General features: G+C 73.9%; 17 protein-coding genes. 10 read left to right on the top strand and 7 right to left on the bottom strand.

From position 1 onward, the window contains the following. Positions 1-62: 62 nt before the first annotated feature. Positions 63-974, bottom strand: a complete 912-nt coding sequence (locus HGCM_RS15340; protein WP_019137701.1) for an aldo/keto reductase — start codon at positions 972-974, stop codon at positions 63-65. 179 nt (positions 975-1,153) lie between these two features. On the opposite strand from HGCM_RS15340, the gene HGCM_RS15335 reads away from it, so the two are divergent. Then, entirely contained in the window at positions 1,154-2,245 is a 1,092-nt protein-coding gene (locus HGCM_RS15335) for a matrixin family metalloprotease (protein WP_147572899.1), read from the top strand. A 32-nt stretch (positions 2,246-2,277) separates the two neighbouring features. Here HGCM_RS15335 and HGCM_RS15330 read toward each other — a convergent pair whose 3' ends face one another. Together HGCM_RS15330 and dinB are read right to left on the bottom strand one after the other, a co-directional pair. Beyond that, positions 2,278-2,640, bottom strand: a complete 363-nt coding sequence (locus tag HGCM_RS15330; RefSeq protein WP_019137699.1) for a VOC family protein — start codon at positions 2,638-2,640, stop codon at positions 2,278-2,280. A 52-nt stretch (positions 2,641-2,692) separates the two neighbouring features. Next, entirely contained in the window at positions 2,693-3,928 is a 1,236-nt protein-coding gene (gene dinB, locus HGCM_RS15325) for a DNA polymerase IV (protein ID WP_019137698.1), read from the bottom strand. 318 nt (positions 3,929-4,246) lie between these two features. On the opposite strand from dinB, the gene HGCM_RS15315 reads away from it, so the two are divergent. After that, complete coding sequence (locus HGCM_RS15315; RefSeq protein ID WP_019137696.1) at positions 4,247-4,957, top strand: hypothetical protein; 711 nt, start codon at positions 4,247-4,249, stop codon at positions 4,955-4,957. Continuing rightward, positions 4,954-5,181 carry a helix-turn-helix domain-containing protein gene (locus HGCM_RS15310; RefSeq protein WP_019137695.1) on the top strand — a complete coding sequence of 76 codons (228 nt, stop codon included), beginning with the start codon at positions 4,954-4,956 and terminating at the stop codon, positions 5,179-5,181. The genes HGCM_RS15315 and HGCM_RS15310 overlap by 4 nt, the downstream gene beginning before the upstream one ends. Here HGCM_RS15310 and HGCM_RS15305 read toward each other — a convergent pair. From HGCM_RS15305 to HGCM_RS15290, 4 genes are all read right to left on the bottom strand, one after another. Beyond that, positions 5,171-6,370, bottom strand: a complete 1,200-nt coding sequence (locus HGCM_RS15305) for a glycine C-acetyltransferase (RefSeq protein WP_019137694.1) — start codon at positions 6,368-6,370, stop codon at positions 5,171-5,173. The genes HGCM_RS15310 and HGCM_RS15305 overlap by 11 nt on opposite strands. Next, positions 6,370-7,413, bottom strand: coding sequence for an L-threonine 3-dehydrogenase (tdh, locus tag HGCM_RS15300; RefSeq protein WP_019137693.1), 1,044 nt, complete (start codon positions 7,411-7,413; stop codon positions 6,370-6,372). Before tdh ends, HGCM_RS15305 begins: the two co-directional genes overlap by 1 nt. A 175-nt stretch (positions 7,414-7,588) precedes the next feature. Continuing rightward, positions 7,589-7,783, bottom strand: a complete 195-nt coding sequence (locus HGCM_RS15295; protein WP_147572897.1) for a hypothetical protein — start codon at positions 7,781-7,783, stop codon at positions 7,589-7,591. A 176-nt stretch (positions 7,784-7,959) separates the two neighbouring features. After that, positions 7,960-8,781: a DeoR/GlpR family DNA-binding transcription regulator gene (locus HGCM_RS15290; RefSeq protein ID WP_019137691.1), complete on the bottom strand. Its 822-nt coding sequence runs from the start codon at positions 8,779-8,781 to the stop codon at positions 7,960-7,962. A gap of 370 nt (positions 8,782-9,151) precedes the next feature. Here HGCM_RS15290 and HGCM_RS15285 point away from each other — a divergent pair, with 370 nt between their 5' ends. The 7 genes from HGCM_RS15285 to HGCM_RS15255 all read left to right on the top strand — a co-directional run bounded on the left by HGCM_RS15285 (position 9,152) and on the right by HGCM_RS15255 (position 16,602). After that, positions 9,152-10,435 (top strand): ABC transporter substrate-binding protein, encoded by a 1,284-nt coding sequence (locus tag HGCM_RS15285; RefSeq protein WP_019137690.1) that lies wholly within the window; start codon positions 9,152-9,154, stop codon positions 10,433-10,435. 86 nt (positions 10,436-10,521) lie between these two features. Continuing rightward, on the top strand, positions 10,522-11,481 hold the full coding sequence (locus tag HGCM_RS15280) for a carbohydrate ABC transporter permease (RefSeq protein WP_051016244.1): 960 nt from the start codon (positions 10,522-10,524) through the stop codon (positions 11,479-11,481). Positions 11,482-11,483: 2 nt separating this feature from the next. Then, complete coding sequence (locus HGCM_RS15275; protein WP_019137688.1) at positions 11,484-12,377, top strand: carbohydrate ABC transporter permease; 894 nt, start codon at positions 11,484-11,486, stop codon at positions 12,375-12,377. Positions 12,378-12,423: 46 nt separating this feature from the next. After that, entirely contained in the window at positions 12,424-13,290 is an 867-nt protein-coding gene (locus HGCM_RS15270) for a ketose-bisphosphate aldolase (protein WP_026075518.1), read from the top strand. A 113-nt stretch (positions 13,291-13,403) separates the two neighbouring features. Continuing rightward, positions 13,404-14,603, top strand: a complete 1,200-nt coding sequence (locus HGCM_RS15265) for an ADP-dependent glucokinase/phosphofructokinase (protein ID WP_019137686.1) — start codon at positions 13,404-13,406, stop codon at positions 14,601-14,603. Continuing rightward, positions 14,600-15,607 carry a DUF4432 family protein gene (locus tag HGCM_RS15260; RefSeq protein ID WP_019137685.1) on the top strand — a complete coding sequence of 336 codons (1,008 nt, stop codon included), beginning with the start codon at positions 14,600-14,602 and terminating at the stop codon, positions 15,605-15,607. Before HGCM_RS15265 ends, HGCM_RS15260 begins: the two co-directional genes overlap by 4 nt. Then, positions 15,604-16,602 (top strand): class I mannose-6-phosphate isomerase, encoded by a 999-nt coding sequence (locus HGCM_RS15255; protein ID WP_019137684.1) that lies wholly within the window; start codon positions 15,604-15,606, stop codon positions 16,600-16,602. Before HGCM_RS15260 ends, HGCM_RS15255 begins: the two co-directional genes overlap by 4 nt. The last annotated feature ends 6 nt before the right edge of the window (positions 16,603-16,608 follow it).

The raw sequence follows: 16,608 nt of genomic DNA, 5'->3' as shown, positions 1-16,608 counted from the left end.
CGCGTCCACGCGCCGCCGCGCGCGCCGGCCGGCCGCCCGGCCCTGACGCGCGCGGCCCGGCGTCAGAACGAGGCGGCGGCGAGCGCCTCCAGCTCGTCGGGTGTCAGCGTGACCTCGGCCGACGCGACGAGGTCCTGCACCTGCTCCACCGTGCGCGCGCTCGCGATGGGTGCGGTCACGGTCGGCTGCTGGCGCAGCCAGGCGAGCGAGACGGCGGCGACGGGCGTCGCGTGCGCGGCCGCCACCTCGTCGAGGACGGCCAGCACGCGCCGTCCGCGGTCGTCCAGGTAGCGCGAGGCGCCCTGCGCCCGCGCGCTGTCGACGTCTGCGCCGTCGCGGTACTTGCCGGTCAGGAAGCCGGACGCGAGGCCGTAGTAGGGGTAGACGTCGAGCCCCAGGCGCTCGACGAGCGGGCGGTAGGAGCTCTCGTAGTCGCGCTCGACGAGGTTGTAGCGCGGCTGGAGGGCCACGGGCCGGTGCAGGCCCTCCTGCTCGGCGATGGTCCACCACTGCGCCACGCGCTCCGGGGTGTAGTTCGACACGCCGATCGTGCGCACGAGGCCCTCGTCGACCAGCCTCGAGAACGCCGCGACCGTCTCGACGAGCGGCACGGACTCGTCGTCGAAGTGCGCGTAGTACAGGTCGATGCGGTCGGTCTGCAGGCGTCGCAGCGAGGCGCGCGCCGCCGCGGCCACGTTGTCGGCCGCCAGCCCACGGAACTGCGGGTGCTGGCTCACCTTGGTCGCCAGCGCGACCTCGTCGCGACGGCCGCTCGCGGCGAACCAGCGGCCGATGATCGTCTCGCTGTCACCCCCGGAGTTGCCCGGGACCCAGGCCGAGTAGCCGTCCGCCGTGTCGACGAGCGAGCCGCCCGCCCCGACGAACGCGTCGAGCACCTGGTGGCTCGCCGTCTCGTCCGCCGTCCACCCGAACACGTTGCCGCCCAGGACCAGGGGCAGTGCCGTCGTCGTCATGTCGCCTCCTCCGAGCCGTCCGGCTCACCCTCACCACGACGCCGCGGCGCCCCGTGGTGTTCCGCGCCCGGGCACGCTGTGACGCAGGTCACGGCCACCGGCCGACCCCGTTGCTCCGGACGAGCGGCCCGGGCACCGTCGCGACCTGCGGCACGCCGCCGGGACGTAGCCTCGTGGCCGTGACCGACCGCCACGACGACGTGCCGCACGACGACCTGCCCCGGTCGCCCACCGGCCGGGTGCCCCAGTGGGTCGTGGACGAGGCCCGGTCGGCCCAGCGGGCGGGGCGCCGGCCCGACCCGGCCGTGGCGCCGCGTCCCGACGCCTGGCGCGAGGGCCCGCCGCTGCTGGGTCCGACGGGGGGCGGGCGTGGCGGACTCCGGCGGTCGCCGGGCGCGCGTCGCCCGCGCGGCTCGTTGCTCTCGCGGCTCGGCACCGTGCTGGGCGTCACGCTCGTCGCTGCGACGGTCGTCGTCGCCGGGGCGCGCCTCATGGGAGCCATGCGCGACAGCGGTCTCGTCGAGAGCCTGGGGCCGCTGGACGGCGCGGTGCAGGTGCTCGTGCACGACGCGGGGTCCCTCGGCCGGCAGGCGCCGCCGGCGGGCGTCGAGGCGGCCGACCATCCGCTCGGCCTGCCGCCGGCGGTGAGCACCCCGAGCGAGTCGTACGCGTTCCTGCAGCGGCAGCCCGACGGCGCCGCGCCCGTGGCGTGGGACCCGTGCCGGCCCGTGCACTACGTGGTCCGCCCCGACGGCGAGCCCGTCGGCGGCCGGGAGGCCGTCACGGACGCCGTGGCCCGCGTGCAGGCCGCCACGGGCCTCGTGTTCGTCGACGACGGGGAGACGAGCGAGGCGCCCGCGCCCGATCGCGCGCCGTTCCAGCCCGACCGGTACGGCGCCCGGTGGGCTCCGCTGCTGGTCGCCTGGTCGGACGAGGACGAGACGCCGGCGCTCGCCGGCACCGTCGCCGGGATCGGCGGACCGATGGCGGTCGCGGTCGGCGACGGGCCGGTCCTGACGGTCACCGGCGTCGTCGCGCTCGACGTGGAGGCGATCGCGACGATGGCCGAGGGCGTGACCCCGGGCGCGCGGGACGACCTGCTGCGCGCGCTCGTGCAGCACGAGCTCGGGCACGTGCTGGGCCTCGACCACGTCGACGACCCCACCCAGCTCATGAACCCGGAGCTGACCCCGGGCGTCACGGACCTCGGCGACGGCGACCGCACAGGGCTGGCCGAGCTCGGCGCGGGCGCCTGCGAGCCGCGTCTCTAGCCGGACGGGCGCCGCCCCTCACCGGTGACGCGTCACCAGCACAGGCAGAACGGGTGCCCCGACGGGTCGGCGTAGACGATGAAGCCGCTCTCGGTCGAGCGGTCGGCGTCCTGCAGCAGCTGCGCCCCGACCTCGAGCGCGTGCGCGTGGGCCGCCTCGATGTCGTCGACCGTGAGGTCCAGGTGCACCTGCTGCGGCTGGCCGTCCGGCCAGTCCGGGCGGACGTGGTCGGGCGCGAGCTGGAACGCGACCCGCTCCTGGCCGCCGACGCTGACGGCGTGCCAGTCGTCGTCCGTGCGGGTCACCTCGCCCTCGAGGAGGGCGGCCCAGAAGGCGCTGGACGCGGCGAGGTCGGCGGTGTCGAACACGACGAGCTGCTGGCTGATGAAGGTCATGGCGCCCATCGTGGCGGCGACCACCGACACGCGCCCGCCGGGGACGTGCGGCTCAGCCGGGCAGCTGCGGCGCCTCGAAGCCGTCGCCGCCGCGCAGCAGGCTCGCCCGGACGAGCGTGCGGCGCCCGAACCGCTCGGCGACGGCGTCGACGGCCCGGTCGAGGCCGGCGGTGTCCGGCCCGTCGAGCGGGAGCGCCCCCTGCACGAACGCGTCGGACGCCAGGTTGGTGAGCGCGACGCCGACCAGGGTGAGGCCGCGCTCGCGGACGAGCGGGCGGGCCTCGGCGAGCAGCGCCAGGGCGGCCGCGGCGAGGTCCGCGCCGGCGGCGGTGGCCTGAGGGAGGGTCCGCGACCGGGTGGCCCGGGTGAAGTCGTCGAACCGCAGGCGCAGGACGACGGTGCGCGCGGTCCGCCCACCCGCGCGCAGGCGCCGGCACACCCGGTCGACGAGCCCGAGCAGCGCCGCCTGCACGAACGCCTCGTCGTGCGGCCCGCGGCCCAGCGCCCGCTGCGCGCCCACCGACGACCGGTGCCGGTCGGTCTCGACGCGGACCGGCGTGCGGCCGTGCACGACGGCGTGCAGGTGCCGCCCGGCGGCGGGCCCGAGCGCGCCGACGAGCACGTGCTCGGGCAGCGCCGCGACGTCGCCCGCGGTCGCGAGGCCGAACGCGTGCAGCCGTGCGGCGGTCACCTCGCCGACGCCCCACAGCACCTCGAGCGGCAGCGGGTGCAGGAAGGCGTCCTCGCGCTCGGGCTCGACGAGCAGCAGCCCGTCGGGCTTCGCGACGCGCGACGCCACCTTCGCGAGGAACGGCGTGCGCGCGACGCCGACGGTGATGGGGAGGCCCACCTCGAGCCGGACGCGCTCGCGCAGACGCGCCGCGATCGCGACGGGCGGGTCGGGGACGAGGCGCCGCAGCCCTGCGACGTCGAGGAACGCCTCGTCGATCGAGACACCCTGCACCTGCGGCGTCGTGTCGCGGAAGACCTCGAAGACGGCGCGGCTCGCCTCCACGTAGGCCTCGAACCGGGCGGGGACCACGACGAGGTCGGGGCACAGCCGCCGGGCCTGCCGGCCGCCCATCGCCGTGCGGACGCCACGGCGCTTCGCCTCGTAGGAGCAGGCGAGCACCACGCCGCCCCCGACCGCGACGGGCCGGCCGCGCAGCCGGGGGTCGTCGCGCTGCTCGACCGACGCGTAGAAGGCGTCGAGGTCGGCGTGCAGGATCTCGGCGCGTCGTCGGGGTCCGACGACGTCGTCCGGGTCATGCGCGGTCTCGACGGGCACGCGCCCATGGTCGGGCACGCCTCCGACACGGCCCGCGCGACGGCCGGCCCTCCCCGCGACCTCAGCGGGCCGGGGTCGTCCGGTCGTTCTGCGGCTTGGCCTGCGGGCTCGACGGCGTCGCCGTCGCGATCCCCCGCTCGGCGGCGAGCCGCCACCACGGTGCGTTCATGTCGCCCTCCTCGTCCCCCATCCTCGCGAGCGCGGGGCGACGCGCCCCGGGACCTACGGCCCGGCGGCCGGACGGGTGAACGCCGTGTCCGGCCTCACGCGAGCCATATCGACTGTCGATGTGCATATCGACAGTCGATACGAGAGGGCATGGGTGCGGTGGACACGGTCGTGCAGGGACGGTCGCTCGCGTCGGGCGGGCTCGTGGGGGTCGTGACGGTCGCCGCCGTGGGGGCGGTCGTCGCGGGAGCGGCGCAGCTCGTCCTGGCGGCGACCGGCCGTGGGACGTCCGGCACGCTGCCGGTCAGGATCTCCGGGGGCCCGGCGCGCGCCGACCTCGGGATCGTCCCGGCGGTCGAGGGCTGGGCGTACCCGGACGGCTCCTTCGCCGAGCCGGCCGTCCCGCGGGACGTGTGGCCGGGCGGCCAGCCGCTGCCCGTGCAGCACGTGGGCGGCCTGGGCCTCACGTGGTGGGAGCCGAGCGGGTGGGCGGTCGTCGCCGCGGGTGCGCCGCTGTGGCTCTCGCTCCTCGTCGGAGGGCTCGTGGCCCTCCTGCTCGTGCCGGTGCTGCGGTCGTGGGCGCACGCCGACCCGTTCGCCGCAGGAGCCGCCCCGCGCCTCGCGGGGGCCGCCGCCGCGCTGCTCGCCGGCTGGGCGCTCGTCGTCGTCCTGCCGCACCTCGCCGCCCGGCACGCCCTGGCGACGCACGCGTACGGCGGGCCGGCCGTCCCCGACGGCTGGCTCACGGCGGGGTGGTCCGTCCCGTGGTGGCCGCTCACGGTGGTCGCCCTGCTCGCCGTGCTGGCCTGGGCCACGCACCGCGGGCGTCGGCTGGCCCGCGACACCGAGGGGCTCGTGTGACGGCCGAGGCGGAGGCGCCGCATCGCGTCGTGTGCCGGCTCGGTGACCTGCTCGAGGCCCGGGGCATGACGCTCGTGGACCTGGCGCGGGCGACGGGCGTCACCGTGGCCAACCTCAGCGTGCTGAAGAACGGCCGCGCCCGGGCCATCCGGTTCTCGACGCTGACCGCCGTCTGCGACGCGCTGGGCTGCCGGCCGGGGGACCTGCTCGACGTCAGCCCGTGACGGCGGCCCCGCCCACGGCCTCCCGGGCGGCGACGAACGCCGCGACCGCCTCCCGCACGTCCTGCTCGGTGTGCACGGCGGACAGCTGGACGCGGATGCGGGCGCGGCCCTGCGGCACGACCGGGTACGAGAACGCCGTGACGTAGACGCCCCGCCGGTCCAGCTCGTCCGCCATCGCGCCCGCCAGCACGGCGTCGCCGAACATCACCGGCACGATCGGGTGCTCGCCCGGCAGGAGGTCGAACCCGGCCTCCGCCATGAGGCCGCGGAAGAGCGCGCCGTTCGCGTGCAGGCGCTCGCGCGCGTCGTCGGACCCCTCGACGATCGCGAGAGCCGCGAGCGTGCCGGTGACGACGGAGGGCGCGAGGGTGTTGGAGAACAGGTAGGGGCGTGCGCGCTGGCGCAGCAGGTCGACGACCTCGCGGTGCGCCGCGACGTAGCCGCCGGACGCGCCGCCGAGCGCCTTGCCGAACGTGCCGGTGAGGATGTCGACGCGGTCCTGCACGCCGAAGACCCAGGGCGTGCCGCGCCCGCCGTCGCCCATGAACCCGACCGCGTGCGAGTCGTCCACGAGGACGAGCGCGTCGTAGCGGTCCGCGAGGTCGCAGATCTCGTCGAGCGGCGCGAGGTACCCGTCCATCGAGAACACGCCGTCCGTCACGACGATGCGCGAGCGCGCGTCGGACGCTGCCTGCAGCTGCGCCTCGAGGTCGGCCATGTCGCGGTTGCGGTACCGGTAGCGGCGGGCCTTGCACAGGCGGATGCCGTCGATGAGGGAGGCGTGGTTGAGCTCGTCGGAGATGATCGCGTCCTCGGCGCCGAACAGCGCCTCGAAGACGCCGCCGTTGGCGTCGAAGCACGACGAGAACAGGATCGCCGCGTCGCGCTGGAGGAGCTGGGCGACGCGGTGCTCGAGCTCCAGGTGGACGTCCTGCGTGCCGCAGATGAACCGCACGCTCGCGAGCCCGAAGCCGTGCGTGCGGATGCCGTCGACGGCGGCCTGCTCGATGCGCGGGTCGTCGGCGAGGCCGAGGTAGTTGTTCGCGCAGAAGTTGAGCCGCGAGCCCGTGGCGAGCGCGATGCGGCTCGACTGCGGGCCGGTGAGCGCCCGCTCGCGCTTCGTCAGCCCTGCGGCCTCGATCGCCGCCAGCTCGTCGGCCCAGCGCTGCCTCGTCGTGCTCGTGCCCATCACACCTGCTCCCAGTCGATGACGACCTTGCCCACCCCGCCCGACGCCGCGGCGTCGAACGCGTCCTGCCACTGCGTGACGCCGAACCGGTGCGTGACGAGCGAGGCGATCCGTTCGCGCAGCACCTCGGACGTGTGCAGCATCGCGCTCATCGAGTTCCAGGTCTCGAACATCTCGCGCCCGTAGATGCCCTTGAGCGTCAGCATCCGCAGCACCACGGTGCTCCAGTCGATCGCGAACGGCTCGCCGGGCAGCCCGAGCATCGCGATCCGGCCGCCGTGGTTCATGTTGTCGATGACGAGCGGCAGCGCCGACGCCGCGCCGCTCATCTCGAACGCCACGTCGAAGCCCTCCCGCATGCCGAGGGTGTGCTGGACCTCGTGCAGGTTCTCGGACGAGACGTCGACGGCGTGGTCGGCGCCCATGCGCAGCGCCATGTCGAGCCGCGGTGCGGACAGATCGGTCGCGACGACGAGCCGGGCGCCGGCGTGCCGCGCGACCGCGACGGACATCAGGCCGATGGGCCCGCAGCCGCTCACGAGCACGTCCTCGCCCACGACCGGGAAGGCGAGCGCGGTGTGGACGGCGTTGCCGAGCGGGTCGAAGATCGCGCCGACCTCGGGGGAGACCTGGTCGTGGTGGACCCACACGTTCTCGGCGGGGAGCGTCACGTACTGGGCGAAAGCGCCGTCGCGCTGCAGCCCGACGCCGACGGTCCGGATGCACATCTGGCGGCGGCCGGCCCGGCAGTTGCGGCACGTGCCGCAGACGATGTGGCCCTCGCCGGAGACCTTGTCCCCGACGGCGACGTCCGGCACGCCTGGCGCGACCTCGACGATCTCGCCGAAGAACTCGTGGCCCGGCACGAGGGGGGTGCGGATGGCGCCGGCGGCCCAGGGGTCCCAGCGCAGGATGTGCAGGTCCGTCCCGCAGATGCCGGTGCGCAGCACCCGGATCTTGACCTCGCCGGGTCCGACGACGGGCTCAGGGCGCTCGACGAGAGCGAGCCCGGGGCCCGGCTCCTCCTTGAACAGGGCCAGCATGCGGTCAGTCCACCGCCCCGCGAGCGGCGCGGCCTCCCGGTCCCATCAGCTGGATGGCGTCGTCCCGCGCCTCGGACGAGCGGACGACACCGGTCGGCGCCCGGCGCGCGTCAGGCCGGGACCCGGGGAGCGAGCTCCTCACGGTGTCCCGGCCCGACCCCGGCCGCCGCGGCGCTCACGGCAGGCTCGGGCGCACCGTCGCACGACGGGACCGGCGCTCGGCCCGACGGTCGTGGCGGTCCTGCGACCGCTGCGCCCGGCGCGCGGCGCGCGCCTCGGCCGCCCGGCGGCGCTCGTCGTTGCGGCGGGCCTGCTCGACCTGCGCGAGCTGGTACAGCATCTCCACGGTGTCCGACGTGGTGAGAGTCATGGCGTCCTCCTGACCGTCCACCGGGGCCCGTCCCCGATGACCCTCACGGTCGTCGCTGAGGCGGGGGTGCCACATCGGTCGACCGACCGGATGTGGTGGGCGGGATCGCTGAGGAGGGACCTGAGGCGGGGCTGAGGTGCCTCAGCCGACCCTGAGGCGCGCCGTCGCGGGCCCGGTCAGGAGGCGTCCGCGGCCGCGACGAGGACCTCGACGCCCGCCTCGGCCAGCGCGTGCGCCAGCTCCGGGGGCGGTGCGGCGTCGGTGACGAGGTAGTCGGCGCGGCCGAGGTCCGCGATCTGGGCGAAGAGCCGGCGGCCGAACTTGCTCGAGTCGGCCAGCACCGCGACGCGCGCGGAGCGGTCCATCATCGCGCTCATCATCGACGCCTCGCCGAGGTTGCTCGTCGAGTACCCCGAGTCCGCGCTCACCGCGCCCACGCCGATGACCGCCAGGTCGCAGCGGATGTCGCGGTCGGCCCCCGCGCTGCTCGGGAAGGACACCGGCCCGACGGTCGCCTGCGCGGTGAGGCGGACGGCTCCGCCGAACACGTACAGGTCCCGGAACGCGAGCGGGTTGATCTCGGTCGGGATGCGCAGCGAGTTCGTCGCGACCGTGAGGTCGCGGTGGTCGGCCAGGTGGCGCACCACCGCGAGGGTGGACGTGCCGGCGTTGATCATCAGGGCCGAGCCGTCCTCGACGAGGCCGGCCGCGAGCGCGCCCATCTGGTCCTTCGCGCGCGTCTGGAGGCGCAGGCGCACGTCCATCCCGGTGTCGGGCCGGGGGACCGCCTGCGGGCTGATGGCGCCCCCGTGCGTCCGGATGAGCACGCCGTCCGCGTCGAGCTGGTCGAGGTCCCGGCGGATGGTGTCGGGGGAGACGTCGAACCGCTCGGCGAGGTTGGCGACGGTCACCTGCCCGTGCTCGGCCACGTACGCGGCCAGCTCGGCCTTGCGTCCGGCGGGCAGGCGGCGCGCCGCGCCGTCGTTGGTCGCAGACATAGGGAGTACTCAAGCACAGCGGTGCGGGTTCATGCGAGAACCCGCCGGTTTTGCCTGCACGGTCGCGGCGTCGGAGTGCGCTTCGGACGCGCCGACGGGTGCCCGTCCGCGATGCGGACGCGGTCTCGGGGGCGTGGTCGGATGCCGTGCCGCACAAAGTCGCAGGATGCCGCACGTACGCGTCGTCCCACGTCAGGCGTCCTTTGGTCCCGACGGGACCGCCCCGTCCGTCCGCTCCGTCCGGATCACGGGGCGGTCACGGCTTCCTGTGAGTGCTTGACGCTCCCAGGGGCCCGGTCTACGGTGGCGGAAACACGCAAAAGTGCGCAGACAGTCGCACGAAGCGGCAGATCCTGAGGATGGGAGAGTCATGAGCAAGGGCGCTCACGTTGGACGCTTCATCGCCGTCACCGGTGTCGCGGCGCTCGCACTGGCGGCGTGCTCGGGCGGTGGCTCGGGCTCGGGCGGCGAGTCCGGGGGAGACGTCACGCTCGAGTTCTCGCAGTGGTGGGAGCCCGAGCTCCCGGACGGCGAGTTCCGCGCGCTGATGGACAAGTTCGAGGAGGCCAACCCGGGCATCAAGGTCGAGCTTCTCTCCGGTCCGTACGCGTCGACCAAGGAGCAGGTCGTGGCCGGTGCGGCCGCCGGCACCATGTCGGACGTCGTCGGTCTCGACGGGGCGTGGGTGAACGACTTCTCCCAGCAGGGGGCCATCGCCGACCTGTCGGCCGTCATGAAGGACGCCGGCTACGACGACTCGCAGCTCGCGAGCCAGGTGCAGGTCGACGGGAAGACGTACATGATCCCCGTCGTGAACTTCGTGTACCCGATGTTCACCAACGACGACCTCCTCGGGAAGGCGGGCGTCACGGCGCCCCCGACCAACCGCACGGAGTTCGCCGACGCGGCGACGAAGGTGACCGGCCTCGGCGGCGACGTGCACGGCTGGGTCCTCCCGCTCTCGCTCGAGGCGCCGAACGGCATCCAGAACGACGTCATGTCGTGGGTCTGGGCGTCCGGCGGCTCGATGCTCAAGGACGGCAAGCCGGCCCTCGTGGACAACCCGGCGGTCACCAGCGCGACGGACTACATCCAGGGTCTGTGGGACGACGGCGTCATCGCGCCCGGGTCGTTCACGATGAAGGAGCAGGACAAGGTCGAGGAGTTCACCAACGGCCGGGTCGGCATGATGATCGACTCCCTCGCCCACGTGAACACCATCCGCGAGGCCAACCCCGACCTGAAGTTCAGCATCTCGGCCATCCCGGCCGAGGACGGCTACTCCGGCAAGCGCGGCATCCCGTACGCGTCGTGGGGCATCGGCATCGCGGAGAACTCCGAGCACAAGGCCGAGGCGTTCAAGCTCATCGAGTTCCTCATGAGCGAGGAGACGAACAGCGAGCTGTCGTCGATCGCCCACGCCTTCCCGGGCAACACGGCCTCGGTGCCGGACTTCGTGAAGGACGACGAGCTGTTCTCGACGGCCTTCGACATCTACAAGTCCGGGTACCCCGCGAACGAGTTCACCGGCCTGCCCGTCGCCGAGCAGCTGATGCGCGACTTCGGCGAGCAGTTCCAGAAGGCCCTCGACGGCCAGCAGTCCATGGCCGACGCGCTCACCGCGGCGCAGTCCGCCTGGGACGAGGAGTTCTAGGCCGGCCCAGGCCCGTACCCCCTGCGGGGCCGCGCCGGGCGCCCGGCGCCCGGCGCGGCCCGCCACCGAGGAGAGAGCTCGTGTTCATGTCCCACACCACCCGTCCCCCCGAGGGCGTGCAGGCGCCCGAGGCGGCGGCCCCGGCGCCGAGCCCCCGGGCTCGGACGCTCGGCCGGCTCAAGCAGCGGCTCACGCCCTACGGGTTCCTGAGCCCGACCGGCGTCCTGCTGATCATCCTCATGGTGACGCCCATCGTCATGGTCGTCGGCTACTCGCTGATGGACCGGGTGATCACCAACAAGAACCCCGCGTTCATCGGCTTCGAGAACTACGTCGAGGTGCTCACGGACCCGGTCTTCTTCACGGCCGTGCGCAACACGCTGGTGTTCACGATCTCGTCGGTGGTGGCGCACTTCGTCGTCGGGCTCGGCTTCGCGCTGCTGCTCAACTCGCCGCTGCTGGCCCACCGGACGAAGGCGTTCTTCCGGGTGCTCTACATCCTGCCGTGGCTGTTCACCGTGGCGATCATCGCCGTGCTGTGGCGCCTGCTGCTCAACCCGAACGGCGTCGTCAACTACCTGCTCGGGGCGAGCGGCCTCACGGACGGCCGCACCGAGTGGCTCTCGAGCCCGTCGACCGCGCTCGCGGCCGTCACGTTCATCAACATCTGGTCCGGCTACCCGTTCTTCATGGTGTCGCTGCTGGCGGGCCTGCAGGGCATCCCGCGCGACCTCTACGAGGCCGCCCGCGTCGACGGGGCGGGGGCCTGGAACCAGTTCCGCAACGTCACGCTGCCGCAGCTGCGCCCGATCATCGTCTCGATGGCGCTGCTCGACTTCATCTGGACGACGCAGCAGTTCGCCCTCATCTGGATGACGACCGGCGGCGGCCCGATCAACGCCACCGAGATGCTCTCCACCTTCACCTACAAGCTCGCGTTCACCGAGTACGACTTCTCGGTCGCCTCCGCGTCCGCCGTCATCGTGCTCCTGCTGTCGATGGTGCTCGCGTTCTTCTACGTCCGGCACCAGAAGGCGAGGGACTGACGATGACGACCCAGCCCGCCACCGCTCTGCGCGAGCTCGGCACCGAACGGCCCGCGCTGCGGACGCCGCCGAAGCACACCGGCAAGAAGGCCGCGACGATCGCGGCGCTCGTCGTCGGCGCCTGCTTCTCCGCCCTGCCCGTCGTCTGGATGCTCTCCAGCTCGTTCAAGCGCAACCCCGAGATCTTCGCGACCCCGCCGCGGCTGCTCACGCCGGGCTTCTCGTTCGACGCGTACACGACGATCCTCACCGACCCGGTGAAGCTGCGGTTCTTCCTCAACAGCTACGTGGTCGCGCTGACGGTCACGGCGCTCACGCTCGTCGTCGCGGTCCTCGCGGCGTACGCGTTCAGCCGCTACGAGTTCTGGGGCAAGAAGACCATCAACGTCGTCGTGGTCTCGGTGCAGGCGGTCCCGCCGATCACGCTGCTGATCCCGTACTTCGGGCTCATGGTGGTGCTCAAGCTCTACAACACCTACCCGGGCCTGATCCTCACCTACATGGTGTTCACGCTGCCCTACGCGATCATCATGATGACCGGGTACTTCAACACCCTGCCCAAGGAGCTCGACGAGGCCGTCAAGGTCGACGGCGCCGGGCCGATGACGGCCCTGTGGCGCATCCTCGTGCCGATCTCGGTGCCGGGGCTCGTCTCGGTCGGCGTCTACACGTTCATGATCGCGTGGAACGAGTTCCTGTTCGCGCTCACCCTCACGCGCACGGAAGACATGCGCACGGTGCCCATCGGCATCCAGCTCCTCATGGGCCAGCACTCGTACGAATGGAACGAGATGATGGCCATGAGCATTCTCGGCTGCATTCCCGTGCTCGTTCTCTTCCTGTTCTTCCAGCGCTACTTCATCGGCGGCATGACCGCCGGCGCCGTGAAGATCTGAGACCTGCAAGACCACCGAAGAAACACACAGGAAGTAGACGACACACATGTTGATCAACGGCCGGGAACTGCTGGCGGTCGCGAACGAGAACTCCTTCGCGGTGCCTGCCTTCAACATCAGCGACTGGGCGATGGCGAAGGGGGTCTTCGAGATCAGCGAGCAGCTGGGCGCCCCCCTCATCGTGGCCATCCACCCCGACGAGATGGCGCACCTGGGCCGCGACGCGATGGCCGCGATCATCCAGCGCGCGTACCGCTCGTCGGTGCCGGTCACGATCCACTGGGACCACGGCGGCAGCTACGAGCAGGTGCTGGAGGCCATCCAGTACGGCTTCACCTCGGCGATGATCGACAAGTCGATGACGCCCTTCGAGGACAACGTCGCGGTGACCAGGCGGGTCGTCGACACGGCCCACGCGGTGGGTCTCTCCGTCGAGGGCGAGCTCGGCACCATCGGCAAGCTCGACGAGCAGGCGGAGGACGGCGTCGCCGTCTCGGACATCACGTTCACCGACGTGGACGAGGCGGTGGAGTACGTGGACCGGACCGGGGTCGACAGCCTCGCGGTCGCGATCGGCACCGCGCACGGCCTGTACCCCAAGCACGTCAAGCCCGAGCTCCGGCTCGACCTGCTCCAGGAGATCAAGGCGCGCCTGCCCATCCCGCTCGTCCTGCACGGCGGCTCGGGCAACCCGGACGACGAGATCGGCCAGTCGGTGAAGCTCGGGATCAACAAGATCAACATCTCGAGCGACATCAAGGTCGCGTACCACGACCGCATGCGCGAGGTGCTGGCCGACACCACCCTGCGCGAGCCGCTCGCGATCCAGCCCGAGGCGATCGCCGCGATGAAGCAGGTCGCCCAGCAGAAGATCGAGCTGTTCGACGCTGCGGGCAAGGCCGACCTGTACTGACGCACGACCCGCGGGGCGGCCGGTCCGGACGACGGGCCGGCCGCCTCGCGGCACAGCAGACACCCGGCGGGGAGCAGCCCGCCGTCGACGCACGCGAGGGAGCGACCAGACCGATGAGCACGCGGTTCGTGCTGGGCATGGGCGGGACGGTGGACTACGAGATCCGCTGGGACCCGGCGGTGCTGGAGGCGCTCGCCGCCGAGCACGGCGTCGGGCCCGAGGACCTCGACCTGCACGCGCCGGTGGAGTCCGTGCGCGACCTCGTCCGCAGCGTGCTGGCGTTCGTCCGCGACGGCGTCGGCGGCGAGCGGTACGTCGCGTCCTCGGCGCTCGTCGAGACCGTGGCGGCACGGTTCGACAAGGCGGTCACGCTGGGCGGGACGTGCGTGCGCGCCGCGATCGCGATGGATGCGCTCGGCGTGCCGAGCACCGTGCACCTGGTGTCGATCGACGACACCGTGCGCCGGCTGCTCCCGGCGTCCGTCGACGTCGTGTCGAGCGCGGAGCACGACTCGCTCGACCCGCACCTCATCGTGCAGTACCCGGCCGGCACGCGCGTCCGGCTGCGGGGCGCCGAGGGGGAGACGGAGCTCGTCGCGCCGCACCCCAACCGCATCATCTACGCGAACGACCCCCCGCACCGCGAGCTGCGGCTCGCCGCCGACCTGCCCGAGGCGCTCGGCGGTGCCGACGTCTTCCTGGTCTCGTCGTTCAACGTGATCCAGGACCCGCGCACGCTCGACGAGCGCCTCGAGCAGCTCCACGCCGCGATGCGCTCGCTGCCTCCCGGCGCGCTCGTCGTCTTCGAGGACGCCGGGTACCACGTGCCGGAGCTGAGCCTGCGGGTGCGGGACGAGATGGCGCGGTCGGTGGACGTGTACAGCCTCAACGAGGACGAGCTGCAGGCCTACCTGCGCCGGCCGGTCGACCTCGCCGACCCCCGCGACGTCGCCCAGGCGGTGGGGGAGCTGCGGACGCTCGTGCCCGCGCCGACGCTCGTCGTGCACACGAAGTACTGGGCGCTCGCGGTCGGCGAGCGGGCGGAGTCCTTCCGCGCGTCCCTCGTCGGCGGCATCACGACGGCCAGCACCCGGTACCGGCTCGGCGACGGGTTCACCGCGGCGGACGAGGCGGCGACCCGCTCGCTGGCGCCGAGCGCCACCGGGACGACGGTCGTCCGAGGGCTGGCCGAGCTGCTGCCCGACGCGGTCGTCGAGCCGGCGCTGGACCTCACCCGGGTCGCGGCCCCGACGACGATCGGGCTGGGGGACGCGTTCGTGGGCGGTTTCCTCGCGGCGCTGGCGGACCGGTGAGCGGCGCGCCCCGGCCCGGCGCGGCCACGCGCTGGGCGGACCTCGCCGACGACGGGCGCGTCGCGCTGCCCGAGGCGCTGGCGGACGTCCAGGAGCTCACGCGCGCCGACGGCCGCCGGGTCCTGGCGCTGCGCCTCGCGGGGGGCCTCGCCCTCGACGTGCTGCCGGACCGCGGGCTCGACCTTGGTGCGTGCTGGTGGGGCTCCGTCCCCGTGGCGTGGCGCTCGATGCACCCGGTCGACCCCGGGCCCGGTCGTGGCTGGGAGGACCGGTTCCTCGGCGGCCTGCTCGCCACCTGCGGTCCCGACAACATCGGCCCGCCGCGCGCCGGGTCCGGCCAGCACGGCACCCACCACCTCACCCCCGCCACGGACGTCGGCTGGGCGCGCGAGCGCACCGACGACGGCTCGCGGGTCGTCGTCCGCGGGACCGTCCCGCACACGACGTTCGACGGCCGCCGGGTCGTCGTCGAGCGCGAGGTCGTCGCAGGGACGGGCGAGGCGTCGGTCGAGGTGCGGGACGTCGTGAGGAACGTCGGCGACCGGCCCGTGGGCGTCCCGCTGCTGTACCACGTCAACCTCGGCGCGCCGCTCCTGCGGCCGGGCGCGCGGCTCGCCGTCGACGCCGGTCCCGCCGTGCTCCGCGAGCCGCTGCCGCCCGGGCGCGACCCGCTCCTCACCCCTGCGCCCGCGCGCGGCCTCGAGCCGGTCGTCGCCGAGCACCCCGGTGTCCGTGGCGCCCGGGCCGTGCTCGTCGGCGACGACGACCACCCCGACGTCGTCGTCGGCTGGACCGACGCGACCCTCCCGCGGCTGTGCACCTGGAGCTGGCCGGCCGCGGGCGCCTACGTCCTCGGCGTGGAGCCGACCAACGCCCCGCTGTTCGGCCCGGAGCGCGACCTGCCCGACGCCGGCGCACCGCTGCTCGAGCCCGGCGCGACCTGGCGCACCGGCGTCCGCGTCGCGATCCGTCCCCACCGCCCCCTCGTCCCCGGAGAGTCATGAAGCCCCTCGTCCTGCCCGCGAACCAGCCCGCCGACCGCTTCTACGCGGGCGGGCGCCGGATCGCGTCCTTCCGGGACGGGCCCGAGGCCGCCGAGCGGGCGGCGGGGCACGAGCCGGAGGACTGGGTCGCCTCGTCGACCCCGGTCTTCGGGCACGACCCCGTCGGCCTCACGACGCTGCCCGACGGCCGCCTGCTGCGGGACGCGATCGAGGCGGACCCGCGGGCGTGGCTCGGCGACGCGCACGTGGCCCGGTACGGCGCAGACCCGGCCCTGCTCGTCAAGCTGCTCGACGCCGGCCAGCGGCTGCCGGTCCACGCCCACCCGGACGTGCCGTTCGCCGCCGCACACCTGGGGCTCGCGCACGGCAAGACCGAGGCGTGGGTCGTGCTCGAGCCCGCCCGCGTCCACCTGGGCTTCACGCGGGACGTCGGCGCGGAGGAGCTCGCGGCGTGGGTCCGCGACCAGGACACCGACGCCATGCTCGGCGCGATGCACGCGCTCGACCTGTGCGCCGGCGACGCCGTGCTCGTGCCGGCCGGGCTCCCGCACGCGATCGGCGAGGGCGCGCTCGTCGTCGAGCTGCAGGAGCCGACCGACCTGTCGATCCTGCTGGAGTGGCGCGGGTTCGCGATCGACGGCGTCGTCGACGGGCACCTCGGGCTCGGCTTCGGGACCGCGTTGGGGGCCGTCGACCGGCGCGGGTGGTCGGCTGCGGAGGTCGAGGCGCTGCGCGGCGCCACGTCCTCCGACGAGGGGGAGCTGCTGCCCGCCGGGGCCGCGTTCTTCCGCGTGGAGCGGTGGACCGGTTCGCGCGCCCTCGACGCCGGCTTCGCCGTCGTCGTCGTGGTGGACGGGTCGGGAGCGCTCGTCGCGGGCGGCACGAGGCTGGACGTCGCGCGTGGTGCGACGGTGCTGGTCCCCGCGGCGGCGGGGGACCTGCGGCTGGAGGGATCCGGCGTGCAGGTGCTGGTCTGCCGGCCGCCGGCCCCCTGAGCGCCG

Origin of the sequence: Cellulomonas massiliensis JC225 (assembly GCF_000312005.1) — a bacterium.
Taxonomy (GTDB): domain Bacteria; phylum Actinomycetota; class Actinomycetes; order Actinomycetales; family Cellulomonadaceae; genus Cellulomonas; species Cellulomonas massiliensis.
Note: the sequence above shows the minus strand (reverse complement) of the source record. Positions and strands in the feature narration are given on the sequence as shown.